Origin of the sequence: Falsiroseomonas oryzae, assembly GCF_027856955.1 — a bacterium.
GTDB lineage: Bacteria > Pseudomonadota > Alphaproteobacteria > Acetobacterales > Acetobacteraceae > Falsiroseomonas > Falsiroseomonas oryzae.
Genome location: NZ_JAPSMD010000097.1, coordinates 1 through 15,014, shown reverse-complemented (window position 1 = coordinate 15,014; position 15,014 = coordinate 1). Strand labels below are relative to the sequence as shown.

Sequence of the window (15,014 nt, the reverse complement as noted above, 5' to 3'; positions counted from 1 at the left end):
TGGCAGCGGGCGGGCGGGACGGCGCCGGCCCCCTGGCGCTTCGCCGCGGTGGTGCTCGACCCCCCGCGGGCGGCGCTTCGGGCGGCGATCGCGGCGCGCTGGGAGGCCATGCTGCGCGAGGGCGCGCTGGAGGAGGTGCGGGCGCTCGGCGCGCTCGGGCTGGACCCGGCGCTGCCGGCGATGCGGGCGCATGGGGTGCCGGAACTGCTGGCACAGCTGGAAGGGCGGATGACGCCGGAGGCGGCCTCGGCCCGGGCGATCCTCAACACCGGGCAGTACACCAAGCGCCAGGCGACCTGGTTCCGGCACCATGCCCTGGCTGTGCCCGAGCGGGTGCGGAGATTCGCTGCGAGATGGGGCGATTGCGAGCAAGATTCGGAAAGTTTGTTAGAATATTTCGCAGTTTTCGTTGAATCGGCGCGTTGACGCAGTGCGGCATGGGGCGTAAGGGTGCCCGCCCGGCAAGGATCGGCCTTGCCGGCCGCAATTCCACGCCTCCACACACAGGAAAGCGCCGAAGAAAATGTCCGCCACCTCCCAGCACGCCGACGCGACGCCCCTGACGATGTCGGGCGCCGAGGTCGTCCTCCGCGCGCTGAAGGAGCAGGGCGTAGAGGTCATCTTCGGCTATCCGGGCGGCGCGGTATTGCCGATCTACGACGCGATCTTCCAGCAGAACGCCATCCGCCACATCCTGGTGCGCCATGAGCAGGCCGCGGTGCACGCGGCGGAGGGCTATGCGCGCTCCACCGGCAAGGTGGGCGTGGTGCTGGTGACCTCCGGCCCCGGCGCGACCAACGCGGTGACGGGGCTGGTGGACGCGCTGATGGATTCCATCCCGGTGGTCTGCCTGACCGGCCAGGTGCCGACCCACCTGATCGGCAACGATGCCTTCCAGGAGGCTGACACCACCGGCATCACGCGCCCGGCCACCAAGCACAACTACCTGGTCAAGAAGTCCGGCGACCTGGCCCGCGTGGTGCACGAGGCCTTCCACGTCGCGCGCAGCGGCCGCCCCGGCCCGGTGGTGATCGACCTGCCGAAGGACATCCTGATCAACAAGGCACCCTATACGGAGGCGCCGCCGCCCGAGCAGCCGCACCGTTCCTACCGCCCGCAGACCGAGCCCGACATGGCGCAGATCCGCAAGGCGGTGGCGCTGCTGAAGGCGGCGAAGAAGCCGGTGGTCTATGCCGGCGGCGGCGTGATCAATGCGGGGCCGGAGGCGTCGGCGTTGCTGACGCAGTTCGTGCGCATGACCGGCTTCCCGTGCACGAACACGCTGATGGGCCTCGGCGCCTATCCGTCCAGCGACCCCCAGTTCATCGGCATGCTGGGGATGCACGGGACCTACGAGGCGAACCTGGTGATGCATGGCTGCGACGTCATGCTGAACATCGGCGCGCGCTTCGACGACCGCGTGACCGGCAAGCTGACGCATTTCTCGCCGGGTTCGAAGAAGATCCACGCCGACATCGACCCGTCCTCCATCAACAAGAACGTCAAGGTGGACGTGCCGATCGTGGGCGATGCCGGCCGCGTGCTGGCCGCGCTGATCGCTGCGTGGAAGGACGACCCGGCGCCGCCGGACCGCGAGGCGCTGGCCGCCTGGTGGCGCCAGATCGACGCCTGGCGCGCGAAGGACTGCCTGCACTACGTGCAGTCCGGCAGCATCATCAAGCCGCAGCACGCGGTGAAGCGGCTGTACGAGATCACGCGCGAACTGGGGCGCGAGACCTTCGTGACCACCGAGGTCGGCCAGCACCAGATGTGGGCCGCCCAATATTTCGGCTTCGAAAAGCCGAACCGCTGGATGACCAGCGGCGGGCTCGGCACCATGGGCTACGGCCTGCCGGCGGCGATGGGCGTGCAGATCGCGCATCCGGACGCGCTGGTGATCGACATCGCCGGCGAGGCGTCGATCCTGATGAACATCCAGGAGATGGGCACGCTGGCGCAGTACCGCCTGCCAGTGAAGGTCTTCATCCTGAACAACGAGTACATGGGCATGGTGCGGCAGTGGCAGGAGCTGCTGCATGGTGGCCGCTACTCGGAAAGCTACAGCGCCGCGCTGCCCGACTTCGTGAAGCTGGCCGAGAGCTTCCACGCGGTGGGCATGCGCGCGACCAGCGCTGACGATCTGGACCGGGTGATCCGGGAGATGATCGCGATCGACAAGCCGGTGATCGCCGACATCTGCGTGGACCAGAAGGAAAACTGCTTCCCGATGATCCCCTCCGGCGCCGCGCACAACGAGATGATCCTGGGCCCGGGGCAGGAGGGTGGCGTCGCCGGCGTGACGGACGAGGGCAAGGTCCTCGTCTGACCGCCCGCCGCCGTTCCTCGTCGCGGGCCGCCTCACGGCGGCCCGCGTGACATGCCATCGGCCCCTGGCCGTTCCGGACCACGATCCATGCCTGACCCGACCGACAACAACATGCGCGCCGCGACCATCGCGGTGCTGGTGGAGAACGAGGCCGGCGTGCTTGCGCGCGTCATCGGCCTGTTCTCCGGCCGCGGCTACAACATCGACAGCCTGACCGTCGCCCCGGTGGACGAGACCGGCCGCATCAGCCGCATCACCATTGTCACCTCCGGCACGGAGATGGTGATCGAGCAGATCAAGGCGCAGCTCGACCGGCTGGTGCCGGTGCACAAGGTCTCCGACCTGACGCTGGAGGGCCCGCACCTCGTCCGCGAGCTGGCGCTCATCAAGGTGGTGGGCAAGGGCGACAACCGGGTGGAGGCGCTGCGCCTGGCGGATGCCTTCCGCGCCCGCGTCGTGGATGCGACGACGGAGAGCTTCGTCTTCGAGATGACCGGCAACGCCGACAAGATCGACGCCTTCTGCGCGCTGATGCGGCCCATCGGGCTGGCGGAGGTGTCGCGGACCGGTGCGGTCGCGATCGCGCGGGGCGTGAGCAGCATCGGATCTTTCGGAGAAGGATAACCGACAATGCGGACTGCCAGCGCTTTCCGTCTGGTTCTCGGTTCGCCGCTCTTTGCCTGCGTTCTGGGGCTCTCTGTTGAAGGCGCCACAGCGCAATCTGTACTTGCTGTGCAAGAGTGCCGGCTCGAGAACCCAGCAAGCAACACGGTACAAGACGTCCGAGACGTCGAATGGCGCACCGCGTCGGGCCCCCAGGCAGCGCCGCCGCGTCTTTACTCAAATTGCAAGGTCACGTGTCCAACCGAGACTCTTTTCCGCGCTGGCAGCTGTGGGTATCGACAACAAGAAATTTCGCGTTTGCCTTCGGGCACTTCGGTATCGGTCGTCTACACCGGACCGGCAATCAATGACGATAATGAGCCGATCGGATGGATTTGTACGTTTTCTGGCCCAGCTGAGCTCCGGCCGGATTTCCGTCCCGGTGATCCTCGCCCAGAAGCATACCGGCCTTTTGCGACGCCTTTCGTTGGGGCGGTTTGCGCGTCTAGTAGCACACCGCTGCCTAGCGGGAACCGACGATAAACTTCAATCCGACAAGAAGAGGAACATGTAATGCGCGTCTACTACGACCGCGATGCGGATGTGAACCTGATCAAGGCCAAGAAGGTCGCGGTCATCGGCTTCGGCAGCCAGGGCCATGCGCATGCGATGAACATGCGCGATTCCGGCGTGAAGGATGTGGTCATCGGCCTGCGTCCCGGCGGCAGCTGGAAGAAGGCGGAGGCCGCGGGCTTCCAGGTGATGACGCCGGCCGAGGCGGCGAAGTGGGCCGACGTGACGATGGTGCTGACGCCCGACGAGCTGCAGGGCGACCTCTATCGCGACCACCTGCACGCCAACCTGAAGCCGGGTGCAGCCATCGCCTTCGCGCACGGCCTGAACGTGCACTTCAACCTGATCGAGCCGCGCCCCGACATCGACGTGTTCATGATCGCGCCGAAGGGCCCGGGCCACACGGTGCGCGGCGAGTACCAGAAGGGCGGCGGCGTGCCCTGCCTGGTGGCGGTGCACCAGAACCCCTCGGGCAACGCGCTGGAGATCGCGCTCTCCTACGCCTCCGCGGTGGGTGGCGGTCGCTCCGGCATCATCGAGACGACCTTCAAGGAGGAGTGCGAGACCGACCTCTTCGGCGAGCAGGTCGTGCTCTGCGGCGGCCTGGTCGAGCTGATCAAGGCGGGCTTCGAAACGCTGGTCGAGGCGGGCTACGCGCCGGAGATGGCCTATTTCGAGTGCCTGCACGAGGTGAAGCTGATCGTGGACCTGATCTACGAGGGCGGCATCGCCAACATGAACTACTCCATCTCCAACACCGCCGAGTACGGCGAATACGTGACGGGTCCGCGGATCATCACCGCCGAGACCAAGAAGGAGATGAAGAAGGTGCTGGAGGACATCCAGTCCGGCCGCTTCGCGCGCGACTGGATGCTGGAGAACAAGGTCAACCAGGCCAGCTTCAAGGCGACGCGCCGTCGCCTGGCGGAGCACCCGATCGAGGAAGTGGGCGAGAAGCTCCGCGGCATGATGCCGTGGATCAAGAAGAACCAGCTGGTGGACAAGAGCCGGAACTGATCCGGCGGTCCCGGCGGGATGGCCAGGGCGGCGGGGTGACCCGCCGCCCTTTTTCATGGGCGCGCCCGCACCAGATGAGGCGCCATGACCGGGAGCGCCGGATGGTCCATCGCCTTGTCGCCCTCGCGGGCTCGCTGCTGCTCGGCGCCTGCACGGTCGTCGGCGTGAGGGCGGGAACGGAGGAGCCGCGCCACGAGACGCTGGCGCAGCAGGCGGGGCTCGAGATCCGCCGCTACGCGCCGCGCCTGGCGGCGGAGACCGTGGTGGAGGGCGAGGAGGCGGCTGCGCGCAGCGAAGGCTTCTCCCGCCTGGCGCGCTACATCTTCGGGGCCAACCGCGGCGCGGCACGCATCGCAATGACGGCGCCGGTGGCGCAGGAGCCGCTGCGCATCGCCATGACCGCGCCGGTCGCGCAGGAGGCGACGCCGCAGGGCCACCGGATCCGCTTCTTCCTCCCGGCCGCGCTGCGCGAGCCGCCGGTGCCGGAGGATCCGCGCGTCACCATCGCGGAACTGCCGGCCGAGACCGTGGCGGTGCTGCGCTTCTCCGGCGTGCCGCATCCGGCGGCGGTGGCCGAGGCGCGCGGGCGGCTGCTCGCTGCGCTCGCAACCACGGACTGGCAGCCGGCGGGGGAGCCGGTCGGCTGGTTCTACGACCCGCCCTGGACAGTGCCCGGCCTGCGCCGGAACGAGGTCGCGGTGCCCGTCGCGCCGCGGGGGGCGTGATGCGCCGCGTCGGGCTGCTCGGCGTCGTGCTGCTCGGACTCGGCGTCGCCGCGGCGCAGGCACAGCCGCGCTCCTCGGGGGACTGGAACGAGGTGAAATGCACCCGCTACGCCGAGGCCTGGTCGCAGGCCCTGGGGCGCTTCGGGCGGGAGGGGCTCGGCGCGGCGTTCCTGGACGCGCATGCGGCCTTCCTCGCCTCCGGCTGCCGGGACCGGGCCGGCGTCTGCCCGCGTTCCCCGCAGGAGCTGGCGCTGGCCGATGTCATGACCGTCGCGGCGATGAATGCCGGCACGGCGAGCAGCTTCGTCCCCTTCATCTGCCGGGACTGACGGCGATAGACTGGCGGGCATGACAGACGCCCGCTTCCCCCCAAGGTTCGATGACGACGGCTCCGGCTATCCGCGCGACCTGCGCGGCTACGGCGCCAGCCCGCCCGATCCGAAATGGCCGGGCGGCGCGAAGCTCGCGCTCTCCTTCGTGCTGAACTACGAGGAGGGCGGCGAGAACACGGTGCTGAACGGCGATGCGGGCAGCGAGCTGTACCTGCACGAGGTGCCCGGCGGGTCGCCCGTGCTGGGCGAGCGCAACCGCAGCGTGGAGACCCAGTTCGACTACGGCGCGCGCGCCGGCGTGTGGCGGGTGATGCGGCTGTTCGCCGCGCAGGGCTTCCACTTCACGGTCTATGGCGTGGGCCGCGCGCTGGAGCTGAACCCCGACGTCGCCCGTGCCTTCGCCGCGTCCGGCCATGAGGTCGCCTCCCATGCCTGGCGCTGGTTCGACTACCACGCCATGAGCGAGGCCGAGGAAGCGGCCGACATCGCGCGCTGCGTCGAGACGATCGAGCGCCTGACCGGTTCGCGCCCGGTCGGCTGGTACACTGGCCGCTTCAGCCCGCGCACGCGGCGCCTGGTCGCCCGCCATGGCGGCTTCCTCTACGACAGCGACAGCTACGACGACGACCTGCCGCACTATGTGACGGTGGAGGGGAAGGACGTGCTGGTGATTCCCTACACCCTCGACAACAACGACATGAAGTTCGCGGTGCCGCCCGGCTTCGGCGACCCCGACGGCTTCGAGCGCCACCTGCGCGACGCCTTCGATTTGCTGCTGGAGGAGGGACGGGCGGGCAGCCCGAAGATGATGTCGGTCGGGCTGCATTGCCGCCTGGTCGGGCGGCCGGGGCGGGCGCGGGCGCTGCAGCGCTTCCTGGCGCATGTGGCGCAGCACCGGGATGAGGTGTGGGTCTGCCGGCGGGCGGATATCGCGCGGCATTGGTGGGCGAACCACCCCCCGAGATAGGCAAAGCTTGCCCTGGCGGGCCGCCCCCGCTAGGTTTCGCGGGCAATGACGCCGCGCGCGCTCCGCACCGAGCCTGCCGCCGCCCCGAAGGGCGGGTTGCTCCTGCGCGCCCCGCTCGGCCTTCTTCTTCGACTTCGTCGCCCCTGGGCGTGACGCCCGGCTGACCGCAGCCGGCACCGCTCAGGGGAAGCCCTGGCGCCTCGTGCGCCCTCTTCACGGCTGAACGACGGAAGGCAGGAACGCCCCACATGTCCATCCAGCACCCCTCCTTCGGGACGCTCGACCCCGACCGAATCATCGTCTTCGACACCACGCTGCGCGACGGCGAGCAGTCGCCCGGCTTCTCCATGAACCTCGAGGAGAAGCTGCGCATGGCGGAAGCCCTGGCCGAGCTCGGCATCGACGTGATGGAGGCCGGCTTTCCGATCGCCTCCGTCGGCGACTTCGAGAGCGTGCAGGCCATCGCGAAGCGCTTCGCCAAGGACGGCCCGGTGGTCTGCGGCCTGGCCCGCACCGCGCCGGGCGACATCGCCCGCGCGGCGGAGGCGATCAAGCCGGCGGCGCGCGGCCGCATCCACACCTTCGTCTCCACCAGCCCGCTGCACATGCGCGTCAAGCTGCGGATGGAGCCGGAGCAGGTGCTGGAGCTCGTGACGAGCTCCGTCACCATGGCGCGCAACGCGACCGCCGACGTGGAATGGAGCGCGGAGGACGGCACGCGGACCGAGCCGGATTTCCTCTGCCGCTGCGTGGAGGCCGCCATCAAGGCGGGCGCGACCACCATCAACATCCCCGACACCGTCGGTTACGCCGTGCCGGAGGACATCACGCGCATCTTCACCATGCTGCGCGAAAGGGTGCCGGGTGCGGACAAGGTCATCTTCTCCGCGCATAACCACAACGACCTGGGCCTGGCGGTGGCCAACACCATCGCGGCCATCAAGGCCGGCGTGCGCCAGGTGGAATGCACGATCAACGGCATCGGCGAGCGCGCGGGCAATGCCAGCCTGGAGGAGATCGTCATGGCGCTGCGCACGCGCCACGACGCGGTGCCGGTGAGGAACGGCGTGAAGACGCCGAACATCCTGCGCACCAGCCGCCTGCTGGCCACAATCACCGGCTTCGACGTGCAGCCCAACAAGGCGATCGTCGGCCGCAACGCCTTCGCGCATGAATCGGGCATCCACCAGGACGGCATGCTGAAGGACAGCTCCACCTACGAGATCATGACGCCGGAGAGCGTGGGCTGGACCAAGTCGTCCCTGGTGCTCGGCAAGCATTCGGGCCGCGCGGCGTTCAAGGACAAGCTGAAGTCGCTGGGCTACGAACTGGGCGACAACGCGCTGAACGACGCCTTCAAGCGCTTCAAGGACCTGGCCGACCGCAAGAAGGTCGTCTACGACGAGGATGTCGCCGCGCTGGTGGATGACGAGGTCGTGCGCGCCAACGACCGCATCAAGCTGACCGGGCTGTCCGTCTCCACGGGGATGCACACGCGGCCGATCGCCTCCATCGCGCTGGAGGTGGATGGCGAGGCGCGGGAGGGCGTGGCGGGCGGCGACGGCGGCGTGGACGCGACCTTCGCCGCGCTGCGACAGGCCTTCCCGCACGAGGTCAACCTGAAGCTCTACGCCGTGCAGAGCGTGACCGGCGGCACCGACGCGCAGGCCCGCGTGACCGTGCGGCTGGAGGAGAACGGCAAGCTGGTCGATGGCCAGGGCGCCGACACCGACACCATCGTCGCCTCCGCGCGCGCCTATGTGCACGCGCTGAACAAGCTGCTGGTGAAGCGCGAGCGCACGGCGCCGCAGGGGCTCGCGGCACCGGCGGCGTAGGCTTCGGCGGCAGGGGTGAGGGCATCGCGCTTTCCCCTGCCGAGCAAGCTATCTCCCGCGCCCGCGCGGCCGTTCGCGCGGGACCGGCGGGCGGAGCAGCAGGTCCACCTCGATCCGCCCGACCTCCACGCGCAGCTCGCTGCCGAGCTGTCGCGCGAAGCCGCGCATGAGGGATGCACGCAGACGGTCCTCGGCGCGCGGCCAGGTGCCGTCATCCTCCACCGAGATGCGTGCGCGGCGGTCACCGGCCGTCAGGCGGATCGTGATGCGGCCTCGCCGCGCATCCGGGAAGCCCTGCTTCAGGGCCGACGAGATCGCCTCCGTGATCAGCAGCGCCAGCGGCACCGCCTGGTCGGAGGCGATGCGCAGCGGGGAGGCCTCGATCGCCAGCGCGATGCGGCGACCGGGTCGCTCGCCCACGGCGGCGAAGAGCTGCGCGCCGAGCTCCTCGAAGAAGGCGTTCAGGTCGATCGCCTCGGGGTCGTGATGCACGTACATGTGCCGGTGCAGCGTGGCGAGCGCGGCGACGCGGTCGCGCGTGGCCTCGAACTCGCCGCGGGCGGTGGGATCGCCGACCCGCCCGGCCTGCAGCGCCAGCAGGCTGCTGACGATCTGCAGGTTGTTCTTGACGCGGTGGTGGACCTCCTCCGCCAGCAGCTCGGCCCGCGCCACGGCTGCGCCGAGCGCGGCGTCGCGCGCGGCCAGTTCCTCCGCGCCGCGGCGGAAGGCTGCGGCGAGGTCGCGCAGCTCCTCGGGCATGTCGGGGTCGTCCTGCATGGCGAGCGTCTCGCCGCCGCGCCAGCGCGCGACGGCGGCGCGCAACCGGGCCAGCGGCCGCGTCACTGCGTGACCGGTGCCCAGGACGACAGCGATCGCGCCGAGGGCGAGGGTGGCCCCGATTTCGAGGAGGTGGCGCAGCACGGTCGCGACGGCCGCATCGCGCAGCGGGGCGGAGGGGCGGGCCACCATCAGGCGAAGCCCGGGCGCGAGAAGGCCGGTGGCGGCGATCCACGTCGCGCCGCCGGCATCCTCGGTCCACGCGGCGGCGGTATCGGGCGGCGCGGCAGGGGCCGCGACGGCCCCGAGCGGTCGCGCATGGCCGGTAGGATCGAGCAGCCACGCGCTACCGCCGGTCCCGTCGGCACGCAGCTGGACTTCGGCCGCCACGAAGCCGGAGCGGTCCGCCAGCGGGTGCGCCAGCAGGATTGCCGCGCCACGCCCGGCGCGCAGCACATGGCCCCCGAACTCCTCGGCCGCCAGCGATGCCTCTGCCGTGCCGCAACGTGGCATGCCGCGGGCGTCCACCACCACGGGCATCAGGTCGCGTGCGCGCACGGAGGCCAGCAGCGCCTCGCAGCCGGCGCCATGATGGGGAATGGTGGCTGCCAGCGCGGCCAGGATCGCATCGGCCGACTCGATGGCGGCAAGGTTCACCGCAACCAGCCGGTCGCGCTCGCTCGCCACCGCGGACTTCGCCTCCTCGCGGGCTTCGCGCAGATGCGCGGCGAGGCTGAAGGCCATCAGGGCAAGGAGCGGCAGGCTGGCGAGCAGGAGCAGCAGCAGCAGCCGCCCGCGCACCGTGTCCGGCAGGCGGGGGCGCAGGCGGTGCGGCATCACGCCGCGCCACCGGCGCGCGCCCCGCTCAGCCCCCGCGCCGGTGGCGGTCCTCCTCGATCAGGCGGAGCAACTCGGGCGGGATCGGCTCCCGCGTCACGCCATCGTAGAGCTGGTGCAGGCGTGCCTGCAGCCAGAGGCCGAAGGGATCGGCCGCCGGTTCCGGCGACGGCTGGGATGCGCGCGCCGCTGGTGTGGCTGGCGTGCGTCGGTCCCGGTTCTGGTCCATGCCATTGGCCGCGCCCGGCACCGCCGCCGCAAGGCCGGGGCGGCGACGCCGGCGGCAGCGCGGCTATGCCAGGGCGTCGGCCTCCTCGATGCGAGTGGTGCGCCGCTCCGCGGTGCGGGTCTCCGGTGCGCGGGCGGCGGCACGATCCTCGCCCATCAGCCAGGCCTGCAGCTGCCGACGGGCGCGAAAGACGCGGCTCTTGGCGGTGCCGACGGCGCAGCCTGTCGCGCTGGCGACGTCCTCGTAGGACATGCCCTGCAGCACCACCATGAACAGCGCCTCGCGCTGGTCCACCGGCAGGCGGTTCACCGCGCGGCCGAGCTCCTTCAGGACAAGCCGGTCCTCGTGGGTTGCCCCCACCGCGAAGGCGCCTGCCGGCAGGTCCTCGATATCCGTGGTGTCGCGCTGCTTGCGCAGCGTGGAGATGAAGCGGTTGCGCAGGATGCGGTGCATCCAGGCGGCGAAGTTGGTGCCGGGCGTGAAGCTGTCCTGCGCGGCGAGCGCGTTCGCCACCGCATCCTGCACCAAGTCCTCCGCCGCGGCGCGGTTGCGGGTCAGCGCAAGCGCCTGCACGCGAAGGCGAGGCAGCAGGGTGATGAGCTGGTTGTGGAACTCGTTGGGCATCATGGGCTCCCGTCCTGATGCCGATTCTATGAACGGGTCGTCGGTTCGGTTGCATCGCGGATCCGTCAGTCGATCACGGCACCGAGAGTGCCGGCGAGCTGCCGCCGCGCGCGGGACACTCGGGCCTTCATCGTGCCGACCGGCACGGCGCAGATCGCCGCGGCCTCCTCATGGCTCAGGCCATGCGCACCGACCAGCACCAGCGCCTCGCGCAGCATCGGCGGCAGCGCGGACAGCGCGCGGGCCAGGTCGCGCATGCGCGCCGCGGCTTCCTGGCCGCCGCTGTGGCCTTCCTCGTCGCGCGGTTGCGCGTCCAGGTGCGCCCGTTCGCGTCTGCTGCGGCGCCATGACTCGCGGAAGGCGTTGCGCAGCACCGTGAGGCCCCAGGGGCGCAAGGCAGCCGACAGGTCGCCGGCATGTTCCGGCGCGATCACAAATCCGTCCATGCCGCGCAGCATGCGCAGCACGGCATCCTGCACCAGATCGTCGGCTTCCGCTCGCGAGGCGGTGAGGAGGCGTGCGGCTGCACGCAGCTCCGGCAACAACTGCGCGATACCGGTGCGTAACGCATGATCCCTGTCTTGCTGGTCCACGCTACGCTCAATATCAACGATCACGCCGCGCGGCATCGCACAGGCGGGAGCGGGAGATGAAATGCCGATGAGCGAGATCGACCGCGCGACGCTGCTGGGTGCACTGCCCTATGCGCGTCGCTTCGCGCGCGCGCTCGCCGGATCGCAGGCGCGCGGCGACGCGATGGTGGGGGAGGCGCTGCGCGGCGAGCTGATGGCCGTGCCGGGACCGGATGGCGCGCGGCTTGCGCTGTTCGCCGCCGTCAGCCGGGTCGCGGCGGCGCAACCTGCGGAGCCGCGTGGCGCGCTGTCCCGCATGGAACGGATGCTGCTGCTGCTCACCTCGCTGGAGGAACTCGAGACGCCGATGGCGGCCGCGGTGCTCGGCCTCGATCCCGACCTGGCCGAGGAGATGCTGGCCGAGGCGCGCGACCGGCTGCGCGCGGCGACCGCGGCGCGCGTGCTGATCATCGAGGACGAGCCGATCATCGCGATGGACCTGCAGCAGCTGGTGGAGAGCGCGGGGCACGACGTGGTCGGCGTCGCCGCCACCGAGGAGGAGGCGGTCGCGATCGCGGAGAGCGAGCGGCCGAGCCTGGTGCTGGCCGACGTGAACCTCGGCGCCGGCGGGGACGGCGCCTCCGCGGTGGAGCGCATCCTGGCGCGCCATGCGGCGCCGGTGATCTTCGTCACCGCCTATCCCGAGCGCCTGCTGACCGGCAGCCGCGTGGAGCCGGCATTCGTCATCACCAAGCCCTTCGAGCCGACGATGCTGGCGGTCGCGACGTATCAGGCGGTCACGCGCGGCCTGCCGATGGGCGCGGACTGAGCGCGCGAATCCGCTACGGGACATTCCGCCCCGCAACCGTTGGAGCGGGGCCGCGTTGCTGGAGCGGCACCACGCGGCGGAGGTCACACGATGCTGTACTGGACACTCGTCTTCCTGGTGGTCGCGCTGATCGCCGGGCTGTTTGGCTTCGGCGGCGTGGCATCCGCCTCGGCCGGTATCGCGAAGATCCTGTTCGGCATCTTCATCGTGCTGTTCCTGGTCAGCCTGGTCTTCGGGGCGATGCGCCGGCGCTAGCGTTGCGGCGCGGGGGGGGCAGGGCATGCGCGTTGCGATCCTGGTGCTGGCAGGCGTCCTCGCCGCGGCGGGCGGCGTGCGCGCACAGGACCGGCCGGCGCCGCGCGGCGGCGTGGCCGAGTTCTGGTTCGATCCGACGCAGTTGCCCGCCTTCACCGGCACGGTGGAGCGGTACCTGGTGAACCCGCGCGGCGAGACGGACGCGCTGCTGTTCCGTGAAGGACCGCAGATCGTCTTCCCACCCGAATTCGGCGACGCGGTGCGTGGTGCGGTGCCGCCCGGTCGGCCGATCACCGTGTGGGGAATCCGCGCGCGCCACGCGCCGGTGATCACCATGCTGGCCTTCGCGCCGAATGCGGAGGCGTCGCCGGTGGTGGTGGAGCGGTTCTACTGGCGCCTGGTCGGACGCAGCGCGGCGGACCAGGCCGAGCGCATCACGGTGGCCGGCACGGTGAAGGCGCCGTACTACGCGCCGCAGGGCGAGGTCGCGGGCGCGGTGCTGGAGGACGGCAGCGTGGTGACCGTGCCCGCCGGCACGACAGAGGCTTTGCGCGACCTGCTGCGGCCCGGCGCCCGGCTTGCAGCCGAAGGGCGCGGCGTGGCCGGCGAGCAGGGGCGCGCCGTGGCGGCCGAGCGGATCGGCGACAGCGCGGAGAACCTGCGCCCCGTTCCGCCCCCCGCAGAGCCGCGGCGGCGCTGAGGGCAGCCATGGCCGAGGGTCCGGCCGACGCTCCGGAAGCCGCCCCCCGGCGCGGCCTCCTGGGGCAGTTCTGGCGCATCATCCGCATCTACTATGCCTCGCCCGACAGCCGCCGGCGCGCCTGGCTGCTGACCATCGCCGTGGTGGCGCTGACGCTGGTGCAGATCCTCGTCCAGCTGCGCTTCAACATCTGGAACCGGGACTTCTTCAACGCGCTCGAGAACCGCGACCGCGCGGCCTTCTACGGGCAGCTCTGGACGCTGCTGCTGCTGCTGGCGGCGGCGATGGGCAGCGCGGTGGCGCAGCTCTGGGCGAAGCAGATGCTGTCGCTGGACTGGCGCCAGTCGCTGGTGAACAGCCTGCAGTCGCGCTGGCTGGCTGGCGGGCTGCACTACCAGCTCAACTTCATGCCGGACGCGGCGGACAACCCGGACCAGCGCATCAGCGAGAACACGCGCTGGGCGACGGCCATGGCGGTGGACCTGCTGGTCGGGCTGCTCGGCTCCATCCTGACGCTGGCGACCTTCCTCGGCGTGCTGTGGACGCTCTCCGGGCCGCTGCACGTCGCGATGGGGGCGAGCGAGTTCGACATCCCGGGCTACATGGTCTGGGCCGCGCTGCTCTACGCGACGATCGGCAGCGTGCTGACCATGATCCTCGGCGGGCCGCTGGTGCGCATCAACATCCGCCGCAACGAGGCGGAGGGCGATCACCGCTTCGCGCTGATCCGCATGCGCGAGAACAGCGAAGGCATCGCGCTGATCCGCGGCGAGCCCGACGAGGATCGCGGCCTGCGCGCCGCCTTCGCCCGTGTCGTCGAGGTGATGAAGCAGCTGTATGTGCGCGAACGCGCGCTGATGTGGCTCACCTCCGCCTACGGCATGGCGGCGGGCGTGGTGCCCATCATCGTCGCCAGCCCGCGCTACTTCGCCGGCGCGATCACGCTCGGCGTGCTGATGCAGATCACCCAGGCCTTCCTGGAAGTGACGCGCAGCCTGAACTGGTTCGTGGACAAGTTCCCGCTGCTGGCGGACTGGCGCAGCCATGTCGAGCGCGTCGCTGCGCTGGAGGACACCTTCGAGGCGGCGGAGGGGCTGGAGGCGGACCAGACCATCGACGTTGTCGTCGGACCCGACGCCGAAGGGCGCGAGGTGCTGGCCTTCCGCGACCTCCAGGTCGGCCATTCCGACGGCAATGTGGTGATCCAGGACGCCAACGCGGTCATCCAGGCCGGCGAGAAGGTGCTGATCGTGGGCGAGAGCGGCACCGGCAAGTCCACCCTGTTCCGCGCCGTGGCCGGCCTGTGGCCGTGGGGTTCCGGCGAGATCCGGACGCCGCCCCGCGAGCGGATGTTCTTCATGCCGCAGCGGCCCTACATCCCGCTGGGCAGCCTGCGCGCGGCGCTGGCCTATCCGGCCGCACCCAAGAAGTTCGCCGACGCGGCGATGGTCGCGGCGCTGGAGCGCTGCCAGCTGGCCCACCTGGTGCCGCGGCTGGACGAGGAGGAGCGCTGGGACCGCGTGCTGTCGCTTGGCGAGCAGCAGCGCCTGGCCTTCGCGCGGCTGCTGCTGCACAGGCCGCGCTGGGTGTTCCTGGACGAGGCGACGGCGGCGCTGGACGAGGAGAACCAGGACCAGATGATGCGGCTGTTCCGGGAGGAGCTGGCCGAGAGCGCGCTGGTCTCGATCGGCCACCGGCCCGGGCTGGATGTGTACCACGACCGCACGCTGCACCTGTCGCGCGCCCCGGACGGCGCCCGCCTGGAGGTGCGGCGGCGGGTGCCGCAGGCGGGCGGGCGACCGCGCCGCCGCGC

At 70.8% G+C, this 15,014-nt stretch carries 15 protein-coding genes and 1 pseudogene; 12 read left to right on the top strand and 4 right to left on the bottom strand.

The annotated features are described in order from the left end of the window. From OZN99_RS12140 to OZN99_RS12105, 8 genes and pseudogenes are all read left to right on the top strand, one after another. Positions 1 to 426, top strand: a pseudogene (locus OZN99_RS12140) (tRNA (adenosine(37)-N6)-dimethylallyltransferase MiaA); the annotation flags it as partial. Between the two features lie 97 nt (positions 427 to 523). Then, on the top strand, positions 524 to 2,326 hold the full coding sequence (locus OZN99_RS12135; RefSeq protein WP_270935489.1) for an acetolactate synthase 3 large subunit: 1,803 nt from the start codon (positions 524 to 526) through the stop codon (positions 2,324 to 2,326). A gap of 87 nt (positions 2,327 to 2,413) precedes the next feature. Continuing rightward, positions 2,414 to 2,950 carry an acetolactate synthase small subunit gene (ilvN, locus tag OZN99_RS12130; RefSeq protein WP_270935488.1) on the top strand — a complete coding sequence of 179 codons (537 nt, stop codon included), beginning with the start codon at positions 2,414 to 2,416 and terminating at the stop codon, positions 2,948 to 2,950. Between the two features lie 552 nt (positions 2,951 to 3,502). Continuing rightward, a complete protein-coding gene (gene ilvC / locus OZN99_RS12125) occupies positions 3,503 to 4,519 on the top strand; it encodes a ketol-acid reductoisomerase (RefSeq protein WP_270935487.1) in 1,017 nt (338 codons plus the stop codon). A 101-nt stretch (positions 4,520 to 4,620) separates the two neighbouring features. Beyond that, positions 4,621 to 5,244 (top strand): SOUL family heme-binding protein, encoded by a 624-nt coding sequence (locus tag OZN99_RS12120; RefSeq protein WP_270935486.1) that lies wholly within the window; start codon positions 4,621 to 4,623, stop codon positions 5,242 to 5,244. Beyond that, the gene (locus OZN99_RS12115) at positions 5,241 to 5,573 is read left to right on the top strand and encodes a hypothetical protein (RefSeq protein ID WP_270935485.1); all 333 of its coding nucleotides are present in this window, start codon (positions 5,241 to 5,243) and stop codon (positions 5,571 to 5,573) included. The genes OZN99_RS12120 and OZN99_RS12115 overlap by 4 nt, the downstream gene beginning before the upstream one ends. A gap of 19 nt (positions 5,574 to 5,592) precedes the next feature. Continuing rightward, positions 5,593 to 6,543 carry an allantoinase PuuE gene (gene puuE / locus OZN99_RS12110; RefSeq protein ID WP_270935484.1) on the top strand — a complete coding sequence of 317 codons (951 nt, stop codon included), beginning with the start codon at positions 5,593 to 5,595 and terminating at the stop codon, positions 6,541 to 6,543. 248 nt (positions 6,544 to 6,791) lie between these two features. Then, a complete protein-coding gene (locus OZN99_RS12105; protein ID WP_270935483.1) occupies positions 6,792 to 8,378 on the top strand; it encodes a 2-isopropylmalate synthase in 1,587 nt (528 codons plus the stop codon). Between the two features lie 48 nt (positions 8,379 to 8,426). Here the strand turns inward: OZN99_RS12105 and OZN99_RS12100 are convergent, their stop codons facing one another. The 4 genes from OZN99_RS12100 to OZN99_RS12085 all read right to left on the bottom strand — a co-directional run bounded on the left by OZN99_RS12100 (position 8,427) and on the right by OZN99_RS12085 (position 11,462). Further along, a complete protein-coding gene (locus OZN99_RS12100; RefSeq protein WP_270935482.1) occupies positions 8,427 to 9,992 on the bottom strand; it encodes a sensor histidine kinase in 1,566 nt (521 codons plus the stop codon). A 28-nt stretch (positions 9,993 to 10,020) separates the two neighbouring features. After that, positions 10,021 to 10,221 carry a hypothetical protein gene (locus OZN99_RS12095; protein WP_270935481.1) on the bottom strand — a complete coding sequence of 67 codons (201 nt, stop codon included), beginning with the start codon at positions 10,219 to 10,221 and terminating at the stop codon, positions 10,021 to 10,023. 63 nt (positions 10,222 to 10,284) lie between these two features. Then, positions 10,285 to 10,845, bottom strand: coding sequence for a sigma-70 family RNA polymerase sigma factor (locus OZN99_RS12090; RefSeq protein WP_270935491.1), 561 nt, complete (start codon positions 10,843 to 10,845; stop codon positions 10,285 to 10,287). A gap of 65 nt (positions 10,846 to 10,910) precedes the next feature. Next, a complete protein-coding gene (locus tag OZN99_RS12085; protein WP_270935480.1) occupies positions 10,911 to 11,462 on the bottom strand; it encodes a sigma-70 family RNA polymerase sigma factor in 552 nt (183 codons plus the stop codon). 37 nt (positions 11,463 to 11,499) lie between these two features. Between OZN99_RS12085 and OZN99_RS12080 the strand changes: the two genes are divergently transcribed. The 4 genes from OZN99_RS12080 to OZN99_RS12065 all read left to right on the top strand — a co-directional run. Then, complete coding sequence (locus OZN99_RS12080) at positions 11,500 to 12,246, top strand: PhyR family response regulator anti-anti-sigma factor (RefSeq protein WP_270935479.1); 747 nt, start codon at positions 11,500 to 11,502, stop codon at positions 12,244 to 12,246. 90 nt (positions 12,247 to 12,336) lie between these two features. Continuing rightward, on the top strand, positions 12,337 to 12,501 hold the full coding sequence (locus OZN99_RS12075) for a DUF1328 domain-containing protein (protein ID WP_270935478.1): 165 nt from the start codon (positions 12,337 to 12,339) through the stop codon (positions 12,499 to 12,501). A gap of 25 nt (positions 12,502 to 12,526) precedes the next feature. Next, complete coding sequence (locus tag OZN99_RS12070) at positions 12,527 to 13,201, top strand: hypothetical protein (protein ID WP_270935477.1); 675 nt, start codon at positions 12,527 to 12,529, stop codon at positions 13,199 to 13,201. Positions 13,202 to 13,209: 8 nt separating this feature from the next. After that, positions 13,210 to 15,014: ABC transporter ATP-binding protein/permease (locus tag OZN99_RS12065; RefSeq protein ID WP_270935476.1), on the top strand; the 1,805-nt coding region annotated here is incomplete at its 3' end.

Bases quoted from the DNA above. Each gene is read 5' to 3' on its own strand.
- OZN99_RS12135 (WP_270935489.1), top strand. From the start codon at position 524: ATGTCCGCCACCTCCCAGCACGCCGACGCGACGCCCCTGACGATGTCG.
- ilvN (WP_270935488.1), top strand. From the start codon at position 2,414: ATGCCTGACCCGACCGACAACAACATGCGCGCCGCGACCATCGCGGTG.
- ilvC (WP_270935487.1), top strand. From the start codon at position 3,503: ATGCGCGTCTACTACGACCGCGATGCGGATGTGAACCTGATCAAGGCC.
- OZN99_RS12120 (WP_270935486.1), top strand. From the start codon at position 4,621: ATGGTCCATCGCCTTGTCGCCCTCGCGGGCTCGCTGCTGCTCGGCGCC.
- puuE (WP_270935484.1), top strand. From the start codon at position 5,593: ATGACAGACGCCCGCTTCCCCCCAAGGTTCGATGACGACGGCTCCGGC.
- OZN99_RS12105 (WP_270935483.1), top strand. From the start codon at position 6,792: ATGTCCATCCAGCACCCCTCCTTCGGGACGCTCGACCCCGACCGAATC.
- OZN99_RS12100 (WP_270935482.1), bottom strand. From the start codon at position 9,992: ATGCCGCACCGCCTGCGCCCCCGCCTGCCGGACACGGTGCGCGGGCGG.
- OZN99_RS12095 (WP_270935481.1), bottom strand. From the start codon at position 10,221: ATGGACCAGAACCGGGACCGACGCACGCCAGCCACACCAGCGGCGCGC.
- OZN99_RS12090 (WP_270935491.1), bottom strand. From the start codon at position 10,845: ATGCCCAACGAGTTCCACAACCAGCTCATCACCCTGCTGCCTCGCCTT.
- OZN99_RS12080 (WP_270935479.1), top strand. From the start codon at position 11,500: ATGCCGATGAGCGAGATCGACCGCGCGACGCTGCTGGGTGCACTGCCC.
- OZN99_RS12075 (WP_270935478.1), top strand. From the start codon at position 12,337: ATGCTGTACTGGACACTCGTCTTCCTGGTGGTCGCGCTGATCGCCGGG.
- OZN99_RS12070 (WP_270935477.1), top strand. From the start codon at position 12,527: ATGCGCGTTGCGATCCTGGTGCTGGCAGGCGTCCTCGCCGCGGCGGGC.